Source organism: Cellvibrio sp. pealriver, assembly GCF_001183545.1.
Taxonomy (GTDB): Bacteria; Pseudomonadota; Gammaproteobacteria; order Pseudomonadales; family Cellvibrionaceae; genus Cellvibrio.
Window position 1 is genome coordinate 382,669 of record NZ_KQ236688.1, and the last position, 18,470, is coordinate 401,138.

8 protein-coding genes are annotated in these 18,470 nt (G+C 50.8%); 4 read left to right on the forward strand and 4 right to left on the reverse strand.

Annotated features, from left to right (window positions below; translation table 11 throughout):
- Nucleotides 1-52 precede the first annotated feature (52 nt).
- From trxB to VC28_RS01625, 4 genes are all read right to left on the reverse strand, one after another.
- A complete protein-coding gene (gene trxB / locus VC28_RS01610; RefSeq protein ID WP_049629117.1) occupies nucleotides 53-1,003 on the reverse strand; it encodes a thioredoxin-disulfide reductase in 951 nt (316 codons plus the stop codon).
- Nucleotides 1,004-1,245: 242 nt separating this feature from the next.
- Nucleotides 1,246-3,003 carry a putative bifunctional diguanylate cyclase/phosphodiesterase gene (locus VC28_RS01615; RefSeq protein ID WP_049629118.1) on the reverse strand — a complete coding sequence of 586 codons (1,758 nt, stop codon included), beginning with the start codon at nucleotides 3,001-3,003 and terminating at the stop codon, nucleotides 1,246-1,248.
- A 50-nt stretch (nucleotides 3,004-3,053) separates the two neighbouring features.
- The gene (locus tag VC28_RS01620) at nucleotides 3,054-3,509 is read right to left on the reverse strand and encodes a response regulator (protein WP_049629119.1); all 456 of its coding nucleotides are present in this window, start codon (nucleotides 3,507-3,509) and stop codon (nucleotides 3,054-3,056) included.
- Nucleotides 3,502-5,679 (reverse strand): sensor histidine kinase, encoded by a 2,178-nt coding sequence (locus VC28_RS01625; RefSeq protein WP_231591617.1) that lies wholly within the window; start codon nucleotides 5,677-5,679, stop codon nucleotides 3,502-3,504. Before VC28_RS01625 ends, VC28_RS01620 begins: the two co-directional genes overlap by 8 nt.
- 382 nt (nucleotides 5,680-6,061) lie before the next feature.
- Here VC28_RS01625 and VC28_RS01630 point away from each other — a divergent pair, with 382 nt between their 5' ends.
- The 4 genes from VC28_RS01630 to VC28_RS01645 all read left to right on the forward strand — a co-directional run.
- Nucleotides 6,062-7,966 carry an efflux RND transporter periplasmic adaptor subunit gene (locus tag VC28_RS01630; protein ID WP_049629121.1) on the forward strand — a complete coding sequence of 635 codons (1,905 nt, stop codon included), beginning with the start codon at nucleotides 6,062-6,064 and terminating at the stop codon, nucleotides 7,964-7,966.
- Complete coding sequence (locus tag VC28_RS01635) at nucleotides 7,936-10,155, forward strand: efflux RND transporter periplasmic adaptor subunit (RefSeq protein ID WP_231591618.1); 2,220 nt, start codon at nucleotides 7,936-7,938, stop codon at nucleotides 10,153-10,155. Before VC28_RS01630 ends, VC28_RS01635 begins: the two co-directional genes overlap by 31 nt.
- A 69-nt stretch (nucleotides 10,156-10,224) precedes the next feature.
- Nucleotides 10,225-11,073: an efflux RND transporter periplasmic adaptor subunit gene (locus VC28_RS01640; protein WP_231591619.1), complete on the forward strand. Its 849-nt coding sequence runs from the start codon at nucleotides 10,225-10,227 to the stop codon at nucleotides 11,071-11,073.
- Nucleotides 11,074-11,285: 212 nt separating this feature from the next.
- Nucleotides 11,286-18,470: putative Ig domain-containing protein (locus VC28_RS01645; RefSeq protein ID WP_197085472.1), on the forward strand; the 7,185-nt coding region annotated here is incomplete at its 3' end.

An 18,470-nucleotide genomic window follows, 5' to 3' on the forward strand; every position in this document is an offset into this window, starting at 1 on the left:
ACTGCAATAAAAAGAAAAAGTGCTTCAATCAAATGCTGTGAAAAAATCGCGATTATTTCAAATCGTCGAGATACTTTTCAGCATCCAGTGCCGCCATACAACCAGAGCCAGAAGAGGTAATCGCCTGACGATAAATGTGGTCGGCCACATCACCCGCTGCATATACACCTTCAATGCTGGTTTGGGTGGCGTTGCCTTCCAGACCGCTTTTTACTTTGATATAGCCGTTGTGCATGTCCAACTGGCCTTCAAAAATATCGGTGTTAGGTTTGTGACCGATGGCGATGAATACACCGGCAACATCAATTTCCTGGGTTGCGCCATCTTGCGTGCTTTTTAAACGCAATCCGGTCACACCGGAATCGTTACCCAATACTTCTTCCAACTGATGGTTCCAGATGACCTTGATGTTGCCGTTGGCTACTTTCGCCATCAGTTTGTCTTGCAGAATTTTCTCTGATTTCAGTTTGTCACGACGATGGATCAACGTGACTTCACTTGCGATATTGGACAAATACAGTGCTTCCTCTACAGCGGTATTGCCGCCGCCAACAACGGCAACTTTTTGGTCGCGGTAAAAGAATCCATCACAGGTTGCACACGCGCTTACGCCTTTGCCCATGTAAGCTTCTTCTGATGGCAAGCCCAGATATTGCGCTGATGCACCGGTAGCAATAATCAATGCATCGCAGGTGTAAGTGCTAGAGCCAATCAGTTTGAATGGACGTTCAGTCAAGATGGTCTCATGAATGTGGTCAAACACGATTTGGGTATCAAAACGCTCTGCATGTTGTTGCATTTGCACCATCAAATCTGGACCTTGTAGGTCATGAACGCCACCAGGCCAGTTTTCTACTTCGGTGGTGGTGGTCAATTGACCGCCTTGTTGCATGCCGGTGATAACCACAGGTTTCAGGTTGGCACGTGCGGCGTAAATAGCAGCAGTGTAACCAGCAGGGCCGGAGCCGAGAATAATCAGGCGATGGTGTTGTACGTCACTCATAGGTATTCCTTGATCTTAATAAAGATGGGATAGTCGAATAGGAGGTAATCGCAATGTGGGGGCATGATAGGCCAATCACAATAGCCGTGCAAAATTGTCTGGCTCAATCTGCCGGATTGGAAATGGCTATGTGGGGATTTAGTGCACTGGATAGCGGCGCAGATTAACGACAATGCGTGCGACCGCGTGCTCGAAAATGTGATCGAATAGTGTGCTTGCAGAATGGGTGCCGGCGGATTTGGTTAGCCCGTCATGACACCCAGAGTAGACATACGGTTTGTCCATTCTTGTGCGCTATGGCTGCGCAAAAGTTGTTCAAATGCGGCGGGAGAAAGCGGTTTTGAAAATAAATAACCTTGCAATAAATCGGCACCATAATCGCGGCAAATCCGCGCTTGTTCGCGAGTTTCTACCCCTTCCACCACAATTGTCAGGTCAAGACTTTTAGCGAACACAATCATCGCACGCAATATGCGGCAGTCAGCTGCGTTATCAGGGACACCCTGGACAAATTTGCGGTCAATTTTGAGTGTGCTTGCGGGTAATTCTTTGAGGTATGCCATGGAGGAATAGCCCGTACCAAAATCATCTACCGCAATATCCACTCCGTAATCCCGGATTTGTTTCAGGCGCTGTGCTGTGCTTTGTAAATTTTCAATCAGGATGGACTCGGTAATTTCCAGACTGACGCTGCTCCCAGGCAAACCGGTTCGCTCAAGGTCATCAATTATCCCTTGATAAAGATCCGGATCAGTCAGCAACTGAGCGCACACATTAAATTTCATGTTGAATGTATCGTCAACCAATCCTTGTTTGCGCCAGTCAGCTAATTGTTGGCAAGCATTAAAACGGCTGCGCGAATCAATTTCACCGATTAATCCGATTTCTTCAGCAAGCCCGATAAATTCAATGGGGGGCAAAATTCCACGCTGTGGGTGATCCCAGCGAATCAATCCTTCTGCGCCACAGATTTCAAAGGTTTGTGCATCGACAATCGGTTGATAAAACAAGACAAAATGATTGGTGGGAATCAGTGCGCGTAATTCTTTTTCAAGACGCAACCGCTCTTGCATTTGCGCTTGCATAGAGGATGAAAAAAACTGGAAATTATTGCGCCCATCCTGTTTTGCACGATACATCGCCATGTCTGCTGCTTTGAGCAGATCACTGGCGGTTTCGCCCGCATCAGGATAAGTGGCAATACCAATACTACTGGAGATGGTATTTTCATTGGTGCCTACCAAAACCGGTCGCCGCAAATCATCGAGGATGCGCTGCGCCAACTGGCTTATGGCCTCCTGTGAATCAAAATTGTGGGCGAGTATGGCAAATTCATCACCACCCAAGCGGCACACGATATCGCCCGCACGGACGACATGCAGTAAACGATTGGCAACTTCTTTTAATACCAAATCGCCAATCACATGGCCCAAGCCGTCATTAATAAATTTAAAATTATCGAGATCCAAAAATAATAATGCGAGCTGTTCATTGTGGCGCTTGGCGCGCTGGATCGCCGAGCGCAAGCTTTCATCAAAGTAGTAGCGGTTGGCGAGCCCGGTGAGCGAATCGTTTTCGGCCAGTGCACGTAAACGTTGATGACTTTCTTGCAGTTGTCGCTCCAAAACATGACGGGCGCGCGCATGGGTGATAGCGCGAGTCAAATGCTTGTGGGCAATTTCAGATTTAAACAAAACATCTTGTGCGCCTGCTTCAATAAATTCACGTTCGAGGTCATCGTCGGCGCTGGCACCGGTGAGGATGATAATCGCCGCATGATGATGAGGGTGTTTATTCAATAGGTGCAATACTTCCATTCCGTCGATGTCAGGCAGGCGATAGTCAAGCAGCACTGCATCGAAGTCATTGCTATCAAACTGGGCGAGCCCTTCGTTGGCAGAACCCGCTTGGGCAATAGTGATATCCCACTCGGTTTTCTTAAATGTGCGGATGATCGCCTGACGATCCAGTTCGTTATCATCGATCAGTAATAACTTCATGCAAAATACCTCTTTGCTTGGTTCCTGTTGTTCATACTGTCTGCTAGTTTTTATTGCGTTTTAACCGGTAACTCAATGACTCGCCAGTAGTGGTCAAGCAAACTGACTACCTGCATAAAATCACTGTCCATCCGTTGTTTTAGCAAGTAACCGGCCACGTGTTCGCGATAGGCCGCAATAATGTCTTCGTCTGATTTTGAGGTGGTCAGGACAAATACCACGGCCGTTGTCAGTTCCGGATCCGAGCGCAAGACCTCTAAAAACTCCAGCCCATTCATGCGCGGCATATTGATGTCTAACAAAATAATATAAGGGCTGGGTATTTCACCATTACGCAATATTTCAAGCGCTTCAAGGCCGTCTTTTGCGCGATACAGCGGGTTGAGTAACTTGAGTTTATGTAAGGCCCTGCGCAGCGCCGTTGCGTCTATATCGTCGTCGTCGATAATCAGCAGGCTGACGGTTTTGAATTCCTGATTGTCAGTCGGATGAAGTTTATCAATCATGACTTTGCTTCCTTTTCGTTATATGTGCTGGCCAGGAAAAGGTGAATTGGCAGCCTCTGCCGTTGGAGAAGACACGGATGCTGCCACCATAGGTTTCCACAATTTTTTTGATCAGCGCGAGCCCCATACCACTGCCTTCCTGTTCATCGCGCGACTTCAGGGTTTGGAACATACCAAATACCCGCGCCTGAAATTTTTCGGGTATTCCGGGGCCGTCATCCCTTACGCTGAACTCATAGAAGTCGGCAGAAATACGTTGTGCTTCAATGCGAATAATGCCGTCATCGCGGTCATGATGTTTTATGGCATTGGAAAATAAATTACGGAGAATTTGTTCAAAGGGTGTGCCCAGAGTTTCAAACACGGGTAATTCATCTCCCAGCTCCAGTCGCAATCCCGGTTTGGTGTTTTGGATTTCAAATAATTCTTTCGCAATATGTGCGACATCAATGGTGGTGATAGCGCCGTCGGTTTTACCCGCGCGGTAAAATACCAACAGGTCATCCAATAGTTTCTCCATTCTATGGATGCGGTTGCGCAACATGCGTGTGTGTTTTTCTACCTCGTTAAATTCTTTTGCTTCCAAATCTTCATCAATCCAGCTGGACAGCTGTGAAATACCGCGCAAAGGGGATTTCAAATCATGCGAGGCAACATAGGCAAAGGTTTCCAGTTCTTTGTTGGTTTGTGCAAGTCGGTTGTTTGATCTTTCCAGTTCTTGTTGATGCTGTTCTATTAGGCGCATGGCTTTATTGCGCTCATCAATATTGTGCGCAAACACCTTGAGTGTTTGCGCCATTTCACCGATTTCATGTGGATGATCATGGAACGGGATAACCGCTTGGGCATTGCCATCAGCCAGTGCCAACATAGTGCGGCGGATTTTCTCCAGCTGCCAATTCAGGCTACGGGTAATGAGGCCTGAAACCAAAATACCCATCAGCAGAAATCCACAAATTACGACAACCATTAAATTGCCAGCATGATTTTTAGTGTTAATCGCCTCTGCATTAAGCTGTAGCATTTGTTCTTGCGCTTTCAGGAGAATGGCATCGCAAAGTGCTTCTATCGCAAAGGTTTTTTCCTGGCTGAGTGTCACTGCTGTTTGGCGGTAACTTTCGATGTTGCCTGCCTGCAGTTGGGTGTAACTTTCCAATACGATAAGACGCCATTGTTTGAATTGATGAGCTATTTGGTCGGTGTCGATGTTATGGATAGGATCGCGCTGGATGATTGCCAGATTTTGATCAAGATTTTTTTGGGTGTATTCGAGCAGTTGAGGAATGTTGTGTTCTTGTGCGAGCGCGGGATTAACCGCAATGTCTTTCATCGTACGATTAAGCCTGCCGACATAGGTGCGGATCTGCAGAACGGCATTATTGGTCTGTACGGGTTCATCGTAGAGTTTTTGTGAAATAGCGGCCACTTTATTAATTTGCAGAAGGCCGACGGAACCAATACCGATGAATAACAAGCTCATAAAAATAAAGCCGGTCGCCAAACGGCTAAACACACTCAGGCGATTAAATGCATCAATAGCCGCGCGATAACGCAAGCGTAAAATCGCGCCGGAAAATGCGAGCAGACCGACCGCTGTGTGCGGTGCCATTTTAATCCCCAGCCACACAAAAGTAGGGAATATGCCAAAACCCTGGCCAATGATTGCGGACAAAATAATAAAGATCATCGTCACGCATAGCAGTGTGGTGATGAGCGTGTAATTACCTTGTGTATAACGTGAAAACAATAAGGCTAGGCTTGCGAGTAGTAATACCGAACTGGTAGAGGGTGAAATAGGTTGGCTGCGCACAGGTGGCTCATTGAGCAGTATCACAAACCAGTCAGTGGTGTTGAGCTCAATACCTGTTGTTAAATCCAGCAGTGTCAACGTGGCGATGATGAATAATGTAAAACTGCACATCGACAGTAATATCGATTCCATTTTCACAACCGCGATCAACCCCAAACCACAGGCAATAAATGCCAGTGCGGTGTTGTAAGCCATCAGTGTTGTATAAGGGTAGATACTGGCGAGCAAGTGCGGCGCATGCCAGCTGAGCAGCACACAACCGCCTGTTGACAACAGGAGTATTGCAATTAAAAAAAGCGGCCAATGGTGGGCTTTGCCTGCGCTGGTATTATCAGCGCCATTGATAACAATACTGTGCATGTCTCGTTTAATCCGTATCCCCTGAGAATCATTTTCCTTCGCTGGACTGCTTGTCATTTGGCAATCGTGTCACTGAGAAAGGAAAAGCACCAATCAAGACTGAGTGTAGATGAGCAATTGATAAATACTCTTAAACAACCTAATTACGAAGAAAATAATTGGTCTTGGCTATTATTTATAATGATGAGTCATAACTATTGGCCGTGTATGTTGTTTTTGACGCACAATGTATCCAGCGAGAGTGAGAAAAATCCATAATAGATTGGCGCGTAATTTCGCATTGGTTTATCCTGCTGACCAAAGAAATAATCATAATTTTTGTTATACACATTCCGTCTATTAGAACTAGACTTTTTGTATAACACAGCTTCGTAGAATAACCATGTCACCGTTTGTCGCATCGAGTAATGCCGCGTTCAAAGTCTGGCTTAGCATGCAGTGCCAAATGCTTGGCAATGCCAGTGCCGCTATGTTGGTACAAACGTCTTCGTCCAAACCACTGATTGTTGCCAAATGGCCGCAAGGAATTGTGCTGGATGCAGACCTGCGCAATGCGCTTGCACAGGTGCGCGAGAAAGGGCGATTGCATCTTGCGCCGCAGGGGCAGCAACTGATTCTCGGGCAGCCATTGGAAATTGACGGACAGGTGTGGGGAGTATTGGTTGTCCGCTTGGATTCCAGTGATAAAAAAGCACTCCCCGGTGTACTCAAGCATCTCAAGTTAGGGCAGTTCTGGCTGCACTTTTTATTGCAGCAACAGGCCTTGTTTTTGCAGCAACAGGCATTGCAGCCACAAGCGTCCTCGCTACCACTTTCACCGCATGAACAATCAGCAGACTCATCCGCTGGCACCTTTACACCGGCTATGCCTGCATTTGAAAAAAGCGATATTGATGCAGCGCTATTACAACTCAGCGCCAGTTTGTTAAAAGAAAACTCCCTGCAGGAAATGGCCATCAGTCTGGTGAATTTACTTGCCGGCTATGTGCAAGCGACGCGCGTGAGCCTGGGCTTGTACGGGCGAAAAAGTATCACGCTTGAAGCCATTTCATTCTCTGCCAATTTTGACCAGCGCACTTTGGCCATGCAGGCCGTTGTGGATGTCATGGCAGAAGCAGTGGAGCAGGGCGTGAATATTGATTTCTCCCCGGTGCATGATGATGCCGGGCATCCACCTAATCAAGATAAGCACGACGGCAATACTGCCAGTTCACAGGGCATTATCTATCGCGCGCATCAGCAATTATTACAGCAGCAACATTTGCGTGCGGTGCATACGCTGTTGTTGCGCAGAGGCACTCATATTATTGGCGCTCTTACCATCGAGCTGGATAAGCAAGCATCGCTCGATGACACCCAGCGTGCATTTGTGCAGCAGGCGCTGCATTTCGCCGGCCCTATTGTGGCGCTGCAACAACAGGCATCCGCCAGTGTCTGGCAGGGAGTCAAAGGGCGTGTTGCCCGGCGGTTATCGCGCTGGTTTGGTGAAGACTCCTGGCGCGGCAAACTGGCTGCCGTGGTGTTGGTGATAGTTGTGGTGATGTTGTTTGTGCCGGTGGAGTATCGCCTGTCGGCCGATGCCAGCGTGCAAACCACCGAGAAGCATTGGGTAGTAGCGCCGCAGGACGGTTATTTGGGGAAAGTATTTGTCCGCCCCGGTGATACGGTGGCCAAGGGGGCTGTGCTGGCGCAAATGAACGACGACGATTTACGTTTGGAGCGGCGCAAGCTCGCGAGCCAGGTACAGCAATATCGCCAAACCTACGATACCGCCCTCGCTAATTCCCAGCGCGTGGAAGCGGCGATTGCCAGTGCGCAAATGGATCAGGCGAGTATCCAGCTGCGCTTGGTGGATCAGCAATTAGAGCGTACCCAACTCATGGCACCTATGGATGGCATGGTTGTGTCTGATGACATATCGCAAACCCAGGGCGCGCCGGTAAAACAGGGAGACTTGTTGTTTGAAGTCGCTGCAACCAGCGGATTTCTGCTGCAACTGTTTGTTGATGAACGCGATATCGCGGCGGTACAAGTGGGGCAGCAGGGCGAAGTCAAACTGACCAGTTTGCCCAATGAACGTTTTGCGCTGACAGTGAAATCCATTACGCCGATCAGTGAAGTGCGCGATGGACGCAACTATTTTCGCGTTGAGGCCGAGCTTGCACGCGAATCGGATGCGCTGCGCCCCGGTATGACGGGCAGTGGCAAGTTAGCGGTGGGTAAGCGCGCGCTGGGTTGGATCTGGTTCCATGATCTGTGGCGTTGGTTGCGCCTGAGTGTGTGGTGATGGACGTACAAGCGCCTGATTCCCACGCCGCACCTGCGAATCCCATGTGGCAACGCCTTGAGTCATTGCGGCCTTCGTTGCCGCGCCATATTCACATCCAACGGCGCGACTATAGCGGTGAGCCTTGGTACATATTGCAAGACAAAAGCAACGGTCGTTTTCACCGGCTCACGCCTTCGGCATGGCGTTTAATCAGTGCGATGGACGGGCATAACTCGCTTGCGCAGGTATTGGCGGCAGCGAGTCACGCAGAGTTTTATGAATCGGCCGATGATATTCCCACACGTGATGATCTGATCCATTTGTTGCAGTACCTGCACGTCGCCGATTTATTGGTGTGCGATTTACCGCCCAATACCCAGGAATTATTTGCGCGGCGTGAACAGAAAAAGCAACAGCGCTGGGTGCGGTTGTTTATGAACCCGCTCACCTGGAATATCCCGCTCGGCAACCCCGATAAACTGCTCGATAAACTCATGCCATTGGCGCGCTTGCTCGCTACGCGCACTATGGGTGTTATCTGGTTGGTGGTGGTTGGCTATGCTTTGCTGCAAGCAGGTAATCACTGGAGTGAATTGACCAAGAGCCAGCTTGACCGCGTGCTGTCACCCTCCAATTTATTATTGCTCTGGCTGACCTATCCTTTTTTCAAAGTCCTGCATGAATTGGGACACGGATTGTTTACCAAAGTCTGGGGCGGACAGGTGAACGATTGTGGCTTGGTGTTTGTGGTCGGGACACCGCTACCCTATGTGGATGCCAGCGCTGCAACGGGGTTTTATTCCAAGCGCCAGCGCTTGATGGTGAGCGCGGCGGGTATGGCGGTGGAGTTGTTTCTCGCGGCACTTGCACTGTTGTTGTGGCTGCAACTGTCATCGGGTTCCGGCACCGGTTTCCTGCGCGATTTTTTATACAACATCATCATTATCGGCAGTGTGTCCACGCTGTTTTTCAATGGCAATCCGCTGATGCGCTTTGATGGTTATCACCTGCTGACTGATGCCTGCGACTTGCCCAATCTTGCCACCCGTTCCAACCAACAATTCAGTTATTTATTGCGCCGTTATGCTTATGGTGTGAGCGGGATTTTTTCGCCCGCTGCCAATACCCGCGAAGCTATTATTTTTACCGGATACAGCATTGCGGCATTTTTGTATCGCCTGTTTATGCTGTTTTTTATCATCTTATTGGTCGCCAATTATTTCCCTACCCTGGGGCTGGTTGTTGGCGGTTGGTTAGTGTTTTTCCAACTGGTTTGGCCTGCATTAAAAGCGCTGCATTACGTCGCGCGTGACAAACAGCTCGCCGCCAACCGTCTGCGCGCGTTAGCGGTGACAGCAGCCGGTGCATCTGCGTTGGTGGTGGGGTTGGTATTTGTGCCTGTGCCGCAATCCACCTCTGTTGAGGCGGTGCTCTGGCTGCCGGACGAAGCACGGGTGAAGGTGGAATCCAGCGGTGAAGTTGCCCAATTATTGGTAGCCAACGGGGAGGCGGTCACGCAGGGGCAGGAATTGGTGCGGTTATATAACCCCGCACTGGTCGCGCAGTTGTTGTCGCAGCAAGCCCGTTTACGTGAATACGATGCGCGCTACCAGCAGGCGTGGGTGAGTGACCGCCCCCAGGCGCAACTGCTGGAGCAAGACCTTAATGCCATCAAGGCCGAGGTTGCTCTGCTGCAAACGCGGGTACAAAACCTGGTGGTGCGTAGTCCGTCAGAGGGAATTTTTCGTATTACCCGTCAGCATTATTTGCCTGGCAGCTATCTGCATCAGGGCGATGAGTTGGCATTGATCGAAAAGCCGGATGCCGTGCGGGTGCGGGCGGCATTACTGCAGCAGGAGGTTGGTCTCGTACGCCAGGCCACCCATAGTATCAGTGTAAGGTTGGCGAGCAATCCATCGCAGGATATACAGGCGCAGCTGTTATCGCAGACGCCTATTGCGACACAGGAGTTGCCGAGCATTGTGTTGGGTGCACAGGGTGGTGGCCGTTTGGCGGTGGATGCCAACCAGCCATCAGGTACGCGCGTTGCCGAGAAAGTCTTTTTACTGGATGTGGCGTTGCGCGACTTTGTCCAGTCAGGCCACTACGGTGAGCGGGTATATGTGCGTTTTCAGCACCCGTCTGAACCGCTGGCGCGTCGTTGGTATCGCAAGTTACAGCAGGTGTTTATCCAACATTTTTCGTAAGTTAGCCGTAGATGTTGAAGTTTTTAATCTATATTCATAAGCAAGTTGTTTTTATATATCGAGTTAACCATGTTTAAAGGCGTTGCAGTGTCTTGTTCCTCCATGCTTCTGGCATGTAGCGCTTGGGCGCAGACCCAGGAACCTGCGCAATTGAATTGTCGCATTGAGCCCTCCGTCACTGTGGAAATGAGCAGTGCGGTAGAGGGGGTTATCAGTGAAGTATTGGTCGATAAAAACGACCAGGTGAAAAAAGGTGATGTACTAGCGCGTTTGGATGCCGGATTAGAGGCTGCAACGGCCGAATTGCGCCGTGTGCAAGCTGAATTGACCAGCGATGTGCAGGCACAGCAACTGGCGCTGGAGTTCAGTAACCGGTCACTGGAGCGGGTTAAAGATCTCTACGAAAAAAAGGCTGCCTCCTTTTCCGAGCTGGACAAACTGAAAACCGAACATGCCATCGCCCAGCAGCAGTTGCAGCAGGCATTGGATCGCAAACGTCAGGCAGAGCTTGAACACAAGCGTGCACTGGCAGATTTACAGCGCCGCACGCTGGTAAGCCCAATTGACGGTGTCGTGGTTGACCGTATGAAAGAGCCGGGCGAGCACATCGATTTTGAGCCGGTACTCAAGTTGGCGCAGCTAGACCCTTTGCGGGTGGAGGTATTTGCCCCGGCAAGCCTATACGGCAAGGTCAAAGTGGGGATGACAGCCAGTGTGGTGCCAGAGCTTGCGACAGCAGAGCGAAGCTACACAGCGGAGGTGACGCTGGTTGATCAGGTGATTGATGGGCCGAGCAATACCTTTGGTATCCGCCTGTCGTTTCCTAATCCCAATAACCGGCTGCCCAGCGGTTTGAAATGCCGGGTGAGTTTTGATGGTGTAACCCTGAATCTGCTTGATGTGCGCAATCTGCCATAAGCCGATAATTACCGGCATGTGCCGTATTGCATGCGAGTTAGATTATTTTTGATTACACCCTGATAGCGCAGTACATAAGTTGAAAAATGTGCCAAAATAATTAAATCAGGTTGTTTTTTGATCTTTAAGAAACCCGGGGTAGGGTTTCCGTGTGTTTATAATTTCTGTCTGCGTCGCCCAGGGCGGGTGTCCGACTCATAAATTCGGTATCCATGTCCAAACTACCTCGCCATCGTCGTCCGTTAATTGAGGCTCTTGAGCCCCGGTTACTGTTTTCTGCCACTGCGGATATCGCCGTCTTTGACGATGGCAATTCCGATGCCCAGTATTTGGCGCAGGCGGCAGAGCAAGTGGATCTGGCCAGCATCTATCTGCAAGACCAGCCCTTAATGATGGCGAGCCAAAACGACACGTCTGATGTCGCGCCCTTTGATCAACCGTCTGAAAGCGAACCCGGGATCACCAGTGTCGTATTTGTGGATACGGCAGTCAGTGACTACGAAGCCATTGTGGATGACATAAAAAGCCGCAGTGATGCCGACAAGATTGCGGTGGTTTACCTCGACCCCCAAACAGACGGTGTAGAGCAAATTGCTTCGGCGCTGGCGCAATACAGCAATCTCAGTTCGATCCACATTATTTCCCACGGCAGTGCCGGTGCTGTAGAGCTGGGCAACACCCGGCTGACCGATAGCACCCTGTTTAGATACGAAGATGATTTGGCCGCTTGGGGCAAGGCGCTGGGGGAGGCGGGCGATATTTTGTTGTACGGCTGTGATGTGGCGGCCTATCCAACCGGTCAGGCCTTGATTGAACGCATGGCGCAGTTAACCGATGCTGACGTTGCCGCCAGCGATGACACAACCGGTCACAAAACCCTTGGGGGTGATTGGGATCTTGAATACCGCTCGGGTGAGATTGATAGCGCGTTGCTGGTCAGTGCGGCGGCACAAGAACAGTGGGTCAACGCAATGGCGACCAGCAACTGGATCAACATTCAGGGTGGTACTAACGCACAAGCGGTATCGTCTACAACCGGTGTAGGGCAATCGTTCTTATACGACAGCCCCGGCGCGACTTATCTGGTCAACCAACTCAGCGTGCAACTGCGCCTGGAGCCGGGTGCTGCCAATCAGGACATCACTATCCAATTGCTCGATGGTGGCTGGAATGATGCAACTCCACTGGCCAGCCAAACATTCAACTCCAATGCATTGGACGGCACATTTGGTTGGTATACCGTCAACTTCGGCAACGTCTCGCTCAATGACAGTCAGACATACATTGTCAAAATCACCACTAACAATGCCGATGGGAAGGTCTCGGTTGCCTATCGCAGCGATGCCTGGAACAACTCTGAAATGATCGTCAATGGCACGGGTAATAGTGCCAATGACCTGAATATTTTGGTGTCCTACAACGACGGCAATAACCAGGCACCGGTCAACACAGTACCCGGAGCACAATCGACCAACCAGAACACACCATTAATTTTCAGTAATTTGTATGGCAACCGCATACAAATTGCCGATGCTGATGCATTTCCAAACGATGTAGAAGTAACGCTTACCAGTGGGCAGGGCTCACTTACCCTTGGGCAAACCACAGGGCTCAAGTTCACCTCTAATGATGGTTTTGAAGATTACCATATGGTGTTTCGTGGCTCTGTCAGCGAAGTCAATGCTGCACTGGCGACGATCACCTACACACCATCCAATGGCTTCACAGGTGGCGATACGATCAGCATCACCACCAAAGACCTTGGACTTGGCGGTGGTTTGCAGGATCAGGACAATATTTCAATCAGCGTCAACAACACCAACGATGCCCCTACCGCGACGATTACCGAGGCGAGCTATTCAGTAAACGAGCAAGTCCTGCTGGATTTGCACGGTACCGGAATATTTGTAAATGATTCCGATGGCGACTCACTTACCATCACTATTTCAGCACCCTTGGCTCTCAGTGAGCTGACGGCTGCATTGGGCACTACGGGTGTGGTGATTTCGTCCGGTAACGGTACCAACTCGCTGGTACTGACAGGGACATCGACCCAACTGAATAACTTATTCATCGGCAACAACGGGGGCACCTTAACTTACCGGTATTCAGGTGATGCTCCCCCTGCAACCGAAACCCTCACCATATCGGCCAGTGATGGAAGCTTGTCGGCGAATGATTCGGCCACCATCAATATCACCGGCGTGAATGATGCGCCGACGGTGGCTAACCCGATTGCCGACCAGTCTGTCACTGAAGGAAGTGCCTTAAATTTTCCTATTCCAGGCAACACTTTTAGTGATCCCGAAGGTGGAGCGCTGACTTATAGCGCGATATTGGTTGGTGGCGCTCCTCTTCCGGCATGGCTTCAGCTGGACTCAGTTACTGGTGTTTTTAGCGGTGTTCCGGATGATGGTGATGTAGGAACCCTTAACATCCGTGTGACAGCGATGGATGCAGGTGGCTTGAGTGTGACAGACGATTTCACCCTGACGGTGGATCCGCTGGATGAAGCGCCGTTTGTGCTAAACCCAATTGCCGATCAGGCCGCCTTCGGGTTTACCGCTTTTTCCTATCAATTCCCAGCCTTCAATGAGGCCTCTCCCATATTTGCCGATCCGGATGTGGGTGGTTCAGTGGTGAGCTATCGCGCCACTCTGGCGGACGGAAGCCCATTATCAACCACGGGCTGGCTATCCTTCGATTCCGCAACCCGCACCTTCAGCGGTACGCCTACCAATGCTGATGCAGGCACTATCACTATCAGGTTGTACGCGACTGATAATACCGGCCTTGAATCAGCAACGCCGGACGAATTCAACATAGTCGTCTCTGCAACGGTCAACGATGCTCCTGTTAACACAGTGCCGGGTGCACAATCGACCAATGAAGACACGGCGCTGGTATTCACCGGTGCGACCCAAATCCAGATTGCCGACCCCGATGCACTGTCGTCCGATGTGCAAGTAACCTTAAGTGTCTCCAATGGTGTATTAACTTTGGGTGGTACGGCGAACCTGACGTTTTTTACCGGTGATGGCACAAGCGACACTACGATGGTGTTCAGGGGCTCAGTCGCTAACATTAATACCGCCTTGGCGAGCCTGACCTATACCCCCGATGCCCATTTCAATGGAGCTGATACTTTAAGTATCGTGACCAATGATTTGGGTAACTCAGGTACTGGTGGTGCGCAAAGTGATACCGATACCGTCAACATTACCGTCAATTCCGTTAACGATGCGCCCGATGGCAGCGACGATACTATCGTGATCAACGAAGATGGCAGCCACACCTTTACCGCTGCCGACTTTGGCTTTTCCGACGCGAATGACTCTCCGGCCAATAGCTTGCTTGCGGTGCAAATCACTACCATACCTGCTGTTGGTAGCCTTACCCTGAGTGGGGTAGCGGTGACGGCGGGGCAAACGGTTGCAGTGGCAGACATCAATTCCGGCTTGTTGGTATACACCCCGGCGGCTAACGCAAACGGCGCGAGTTACAGCAGTTTTACCTTTCAGGTACAGGACAATGGTGGCACTGCTAATGGTGGTGTAAACCTCGACCCTGTTGCGAACACCATTACCTTTGATGTTACTGCGGCCAACGATGCTCCCACCCTGACCATCACTCCAACAGATTATTACGCCAACGAACAGCAGACCATCAACCTGCAGGGTACCGGTATCAGCGTCGCGGATGTGGATGGTGACCCTCTGACCATTACAGTATCCGCGACAGGTGCGGGCAGTGAGCTGACGGCATCAGTCGGAACAACGGGTGTTGTGATCTCGTCGGGGAACGGCACCAACAGCCTGGTGCTGACTGGCACCGCCGCGCAGCTTAATAATTTATTGGCGGGCAACAATGGCGGCACCCTGACGTATCGCATGGCAGACGATGCGCCACCCGCCACTTCCACGCTGACCATTACCGCTAGTGATGGATCACTTTCTGGTAATGATACCGCCACTATCAACATCACCGCTGCCAACGATGCTCCGGTCAACACAGTACCGGGTGCGCAATCCACCAACGAAGATACGGCGTTGGTATTTACCGGTGCGACCCAAATCCAGATTGCTGATCCCGATGCAGGTGGCGGTACGCTGGAAGTTACGCTTTCAGTAACTAATGGCACCCTGACTCTGGGTGGCACGGGCGGATTGGCATTTACTACCGGCAGTGGCACTGCCGATACTACGATGGTGTTCACAGGCACCCTCGCAGACATCAACACCGCGCTGAATAACCTGACCTTCAACCCGACTGCCAACTTCAATGGCGGAGCGGTCTTGAGCATCACCACCAGTGACCAAGGCAACAGCGGTAGTGGCGGCACATTGACCGATACGGATACCGTCAATATCACTGTTAATGCAGTTAACGATGCTCCCGATGGCAGCGACGATACTATCTTGATCAACGAAGACGGCAGTCACACCTTTACCGCTGCCGACTTTGGTTTTTCAGACGCGAATGATGCTCCGGCCAATAGCTTGCTTGCGGTGCGAATTACCACCCTGCCTGCGGTTGGTAGCCTTACCCTGAGTGGGGTAGCGGTGACAGCGGGGCAAACGGTTGCAGTGGCAGACATCAATTCCGGCTTGCTGGTATACACCCCAGCGGCTAACGCAAACGGCGCGAGTTACAGCAGTTTTACCTTTCAGGTGCAGGACAATGGTGGCACTGCTAATGGTGGTGTAAACCTCGATCCTGTTGCCAACACCATTACCTTTGATGTTACTGCGGCCAACGATGCTCCGGTCAACACAGTACCGGGTGCGCAATCTACCAACGAAGATACGGCGCTGGTATTTACCGGTGCGACCCAAATCCAGATTGCTGATCCCGATGTAGGTGGCGGTACGCTGGAAGTTACGCTTTCAGTAACCAATGGCACACTCACTCTGGGTGGCACGGGCGGATTGGCATTTACTACCGGCAGTGGCGCTGCCGATACTACGATGGTGTTCACGGGTACCCTCGCAGACATCAACACCGCGCTGAATAACCTGACCTTCAACCCCACTGCCAACTTCCATGGTGCGGCAGTATTGACCATCACCACCAGTGACCAAGGCAACAGCGGTAGTGGCGGCACGTTGACCGATACCGATACCGTCAATATCACTGTTAATGCAATTAACGATGCTCCCAGCGTAGTTATTACACCCACCGATTACTACGCAGATGAACAGACATGGATTGATTTGCACGGCACGGGTATTAGCGTTGCTGATGTAGACAGTTCTGCGTTGACTATCACGATTACCGGTGCAGGCAGTAATAGCAATCTTGCAGCAACCGTAGGTACAACCGGTGTCAATATCGTATCCGGTATTAATACCGATACATTGATCCTCAGCGGTACTGCAGCGCAACTGAATGATTTGTTTGCTGGCAACAACGGCGGCACACTTACCTACCGACTGTCTGGCGATACACCTGTTGCGACGCGCTTGCTGACAGTCAGTGCCAGTGACGGTAGTTTATCAAGTGACGATACGGCCACTATCAACATTACCGCCGTTAACGATGCGCCTGAGAATGATGTTCCCGGTGCGCAAGTCACGAGTGAAGATACCGCTCTGGTGTTTAGTTCAGGAAATGGTAATCGCATTCAGGTTGATGATCTGGATGTGGGTGGTGGGAATCTGGAAATTACCTTATCGGTGACAAACGGCACCTTAACTCTCGCGGGAACAAGCGGATTAAGTTTCACCACGGGTGATGGCACTGCAGATTCAACATTGGTATTTACCGGAACCAAGAGTGACATCAATACTGCACTTGCGACTTTAACGTTTAATCCAACATCCAATTACAGCGGCGCTGCCGTTTTATCGTTAACGACCAGTGATTTGGGTAATACCGGTAGTGGCGGCACATTGACCGATACCGATACTGTCAACATTACCGTCAATTCGGCCAACGATGCGCCCGACGGCAGCGACGATACTATTGTGATCAACGAAGACGGCAGCCACATCTTTACCGCTGCCGACTTTGGCTTTTCAGACGCGAATGACTCTCCAGCCAATAGCTTGCTGGCTGTGCGAATTACCACCCTGCCTGCTGTTGGTAGCCTTACCCTGAGTGGTGTAGCGGTGACGGCGGGGCAAACGGTTGCAGCGGCAGACATCAATTCTGGCTTGTTGGTATACACCCCGGCGGCAAACGCCAACGGCGCTGGCTACAGTAGTTTTACCTTTCAGGTGCAGGACAATGGCGGCACTGCTAATGGTGGTGTAAACCTCGATCCTGTTGCCAACACCATTACCTTTGATGTTACTGCGGCCAACGATGCTCCGGTCAACACAGTACCGGGCGCGCAATCTACCAACGAAGACACAGCGCTGGTATTTACCGGTGCGACCCAAATCCAGATTGCTGATCCCGATGCAGGTGGCGGTACGTTGGAAGTTACGCTGTCAGTAACCAATGGCACACTGACTCTGGGTGGCACGGGCGGATTGGCATTTACTACCGGCGATGGCACTGCCGATACTACGATGGTATTCACAGGCACACTCGCAGACATCAACACCGCGCTGAATAACCTGACCTTCAACCCGACTGCCAACTTCAATGGCGGGGCGGTCTTGAGTATCACCACCAGTGACCAGGGTAATACCGGTAGTGGCGGCACATTGACCGATACCGATACCGTCAATATCACCGTCAATGCTGCGAATGATGCGCCCACCGTTGCGAACATCATTCCAGACCAAAATGCGACAGAAGATGCTGCGTTTAATTTTCAATTTGCATCCAATACATTTGCGGATGCTGAGCTTGATTCGCTGACATATTCCGCGCAATTAAATGGCGGCGGCGGTTTACCAGCGTGGTTGAGTTTTGATTCCGCTACTCGCACATTCAGCGGCACACCTGCTAATGGTGATGTAGGCACGCTCACAATTGATGTAACCGCGAATGATGGCAACGGTGGAACTGTCACCGATACCTTCACGCTTACTGTCGCAAATGTGAATGACGCGCCCACGGTTGCGAACATCATTCCAGACCAAAATGCGACAGAAGATGTTGCGTTTAATTTTCAATTTGCCGCCAATACGTTTGCCGATGTGGATGCGGGAGCAACACTGACGTACTCAGCACAATTAAACGGTGGCGGTGGTTTACCGGCGTGGCTGAGTTTTGATCCTGTTACACGCACATTCAGCGGTACACCTGCCAACAGTGATGTAGGTACTCTCACGATTGATGTGACCGCCGATGATGGCAACGGTGGAACTGTCACCGACACCTTCACAATTACCGTCGCAAATGTGAATGATGCACCCACCGTTGCGAACATCATTCCCAACCAAAATGCGACAGAAGATGCCGCGTTTAATTTTCAATTTGCATCCAATACATTTGCGGATGCT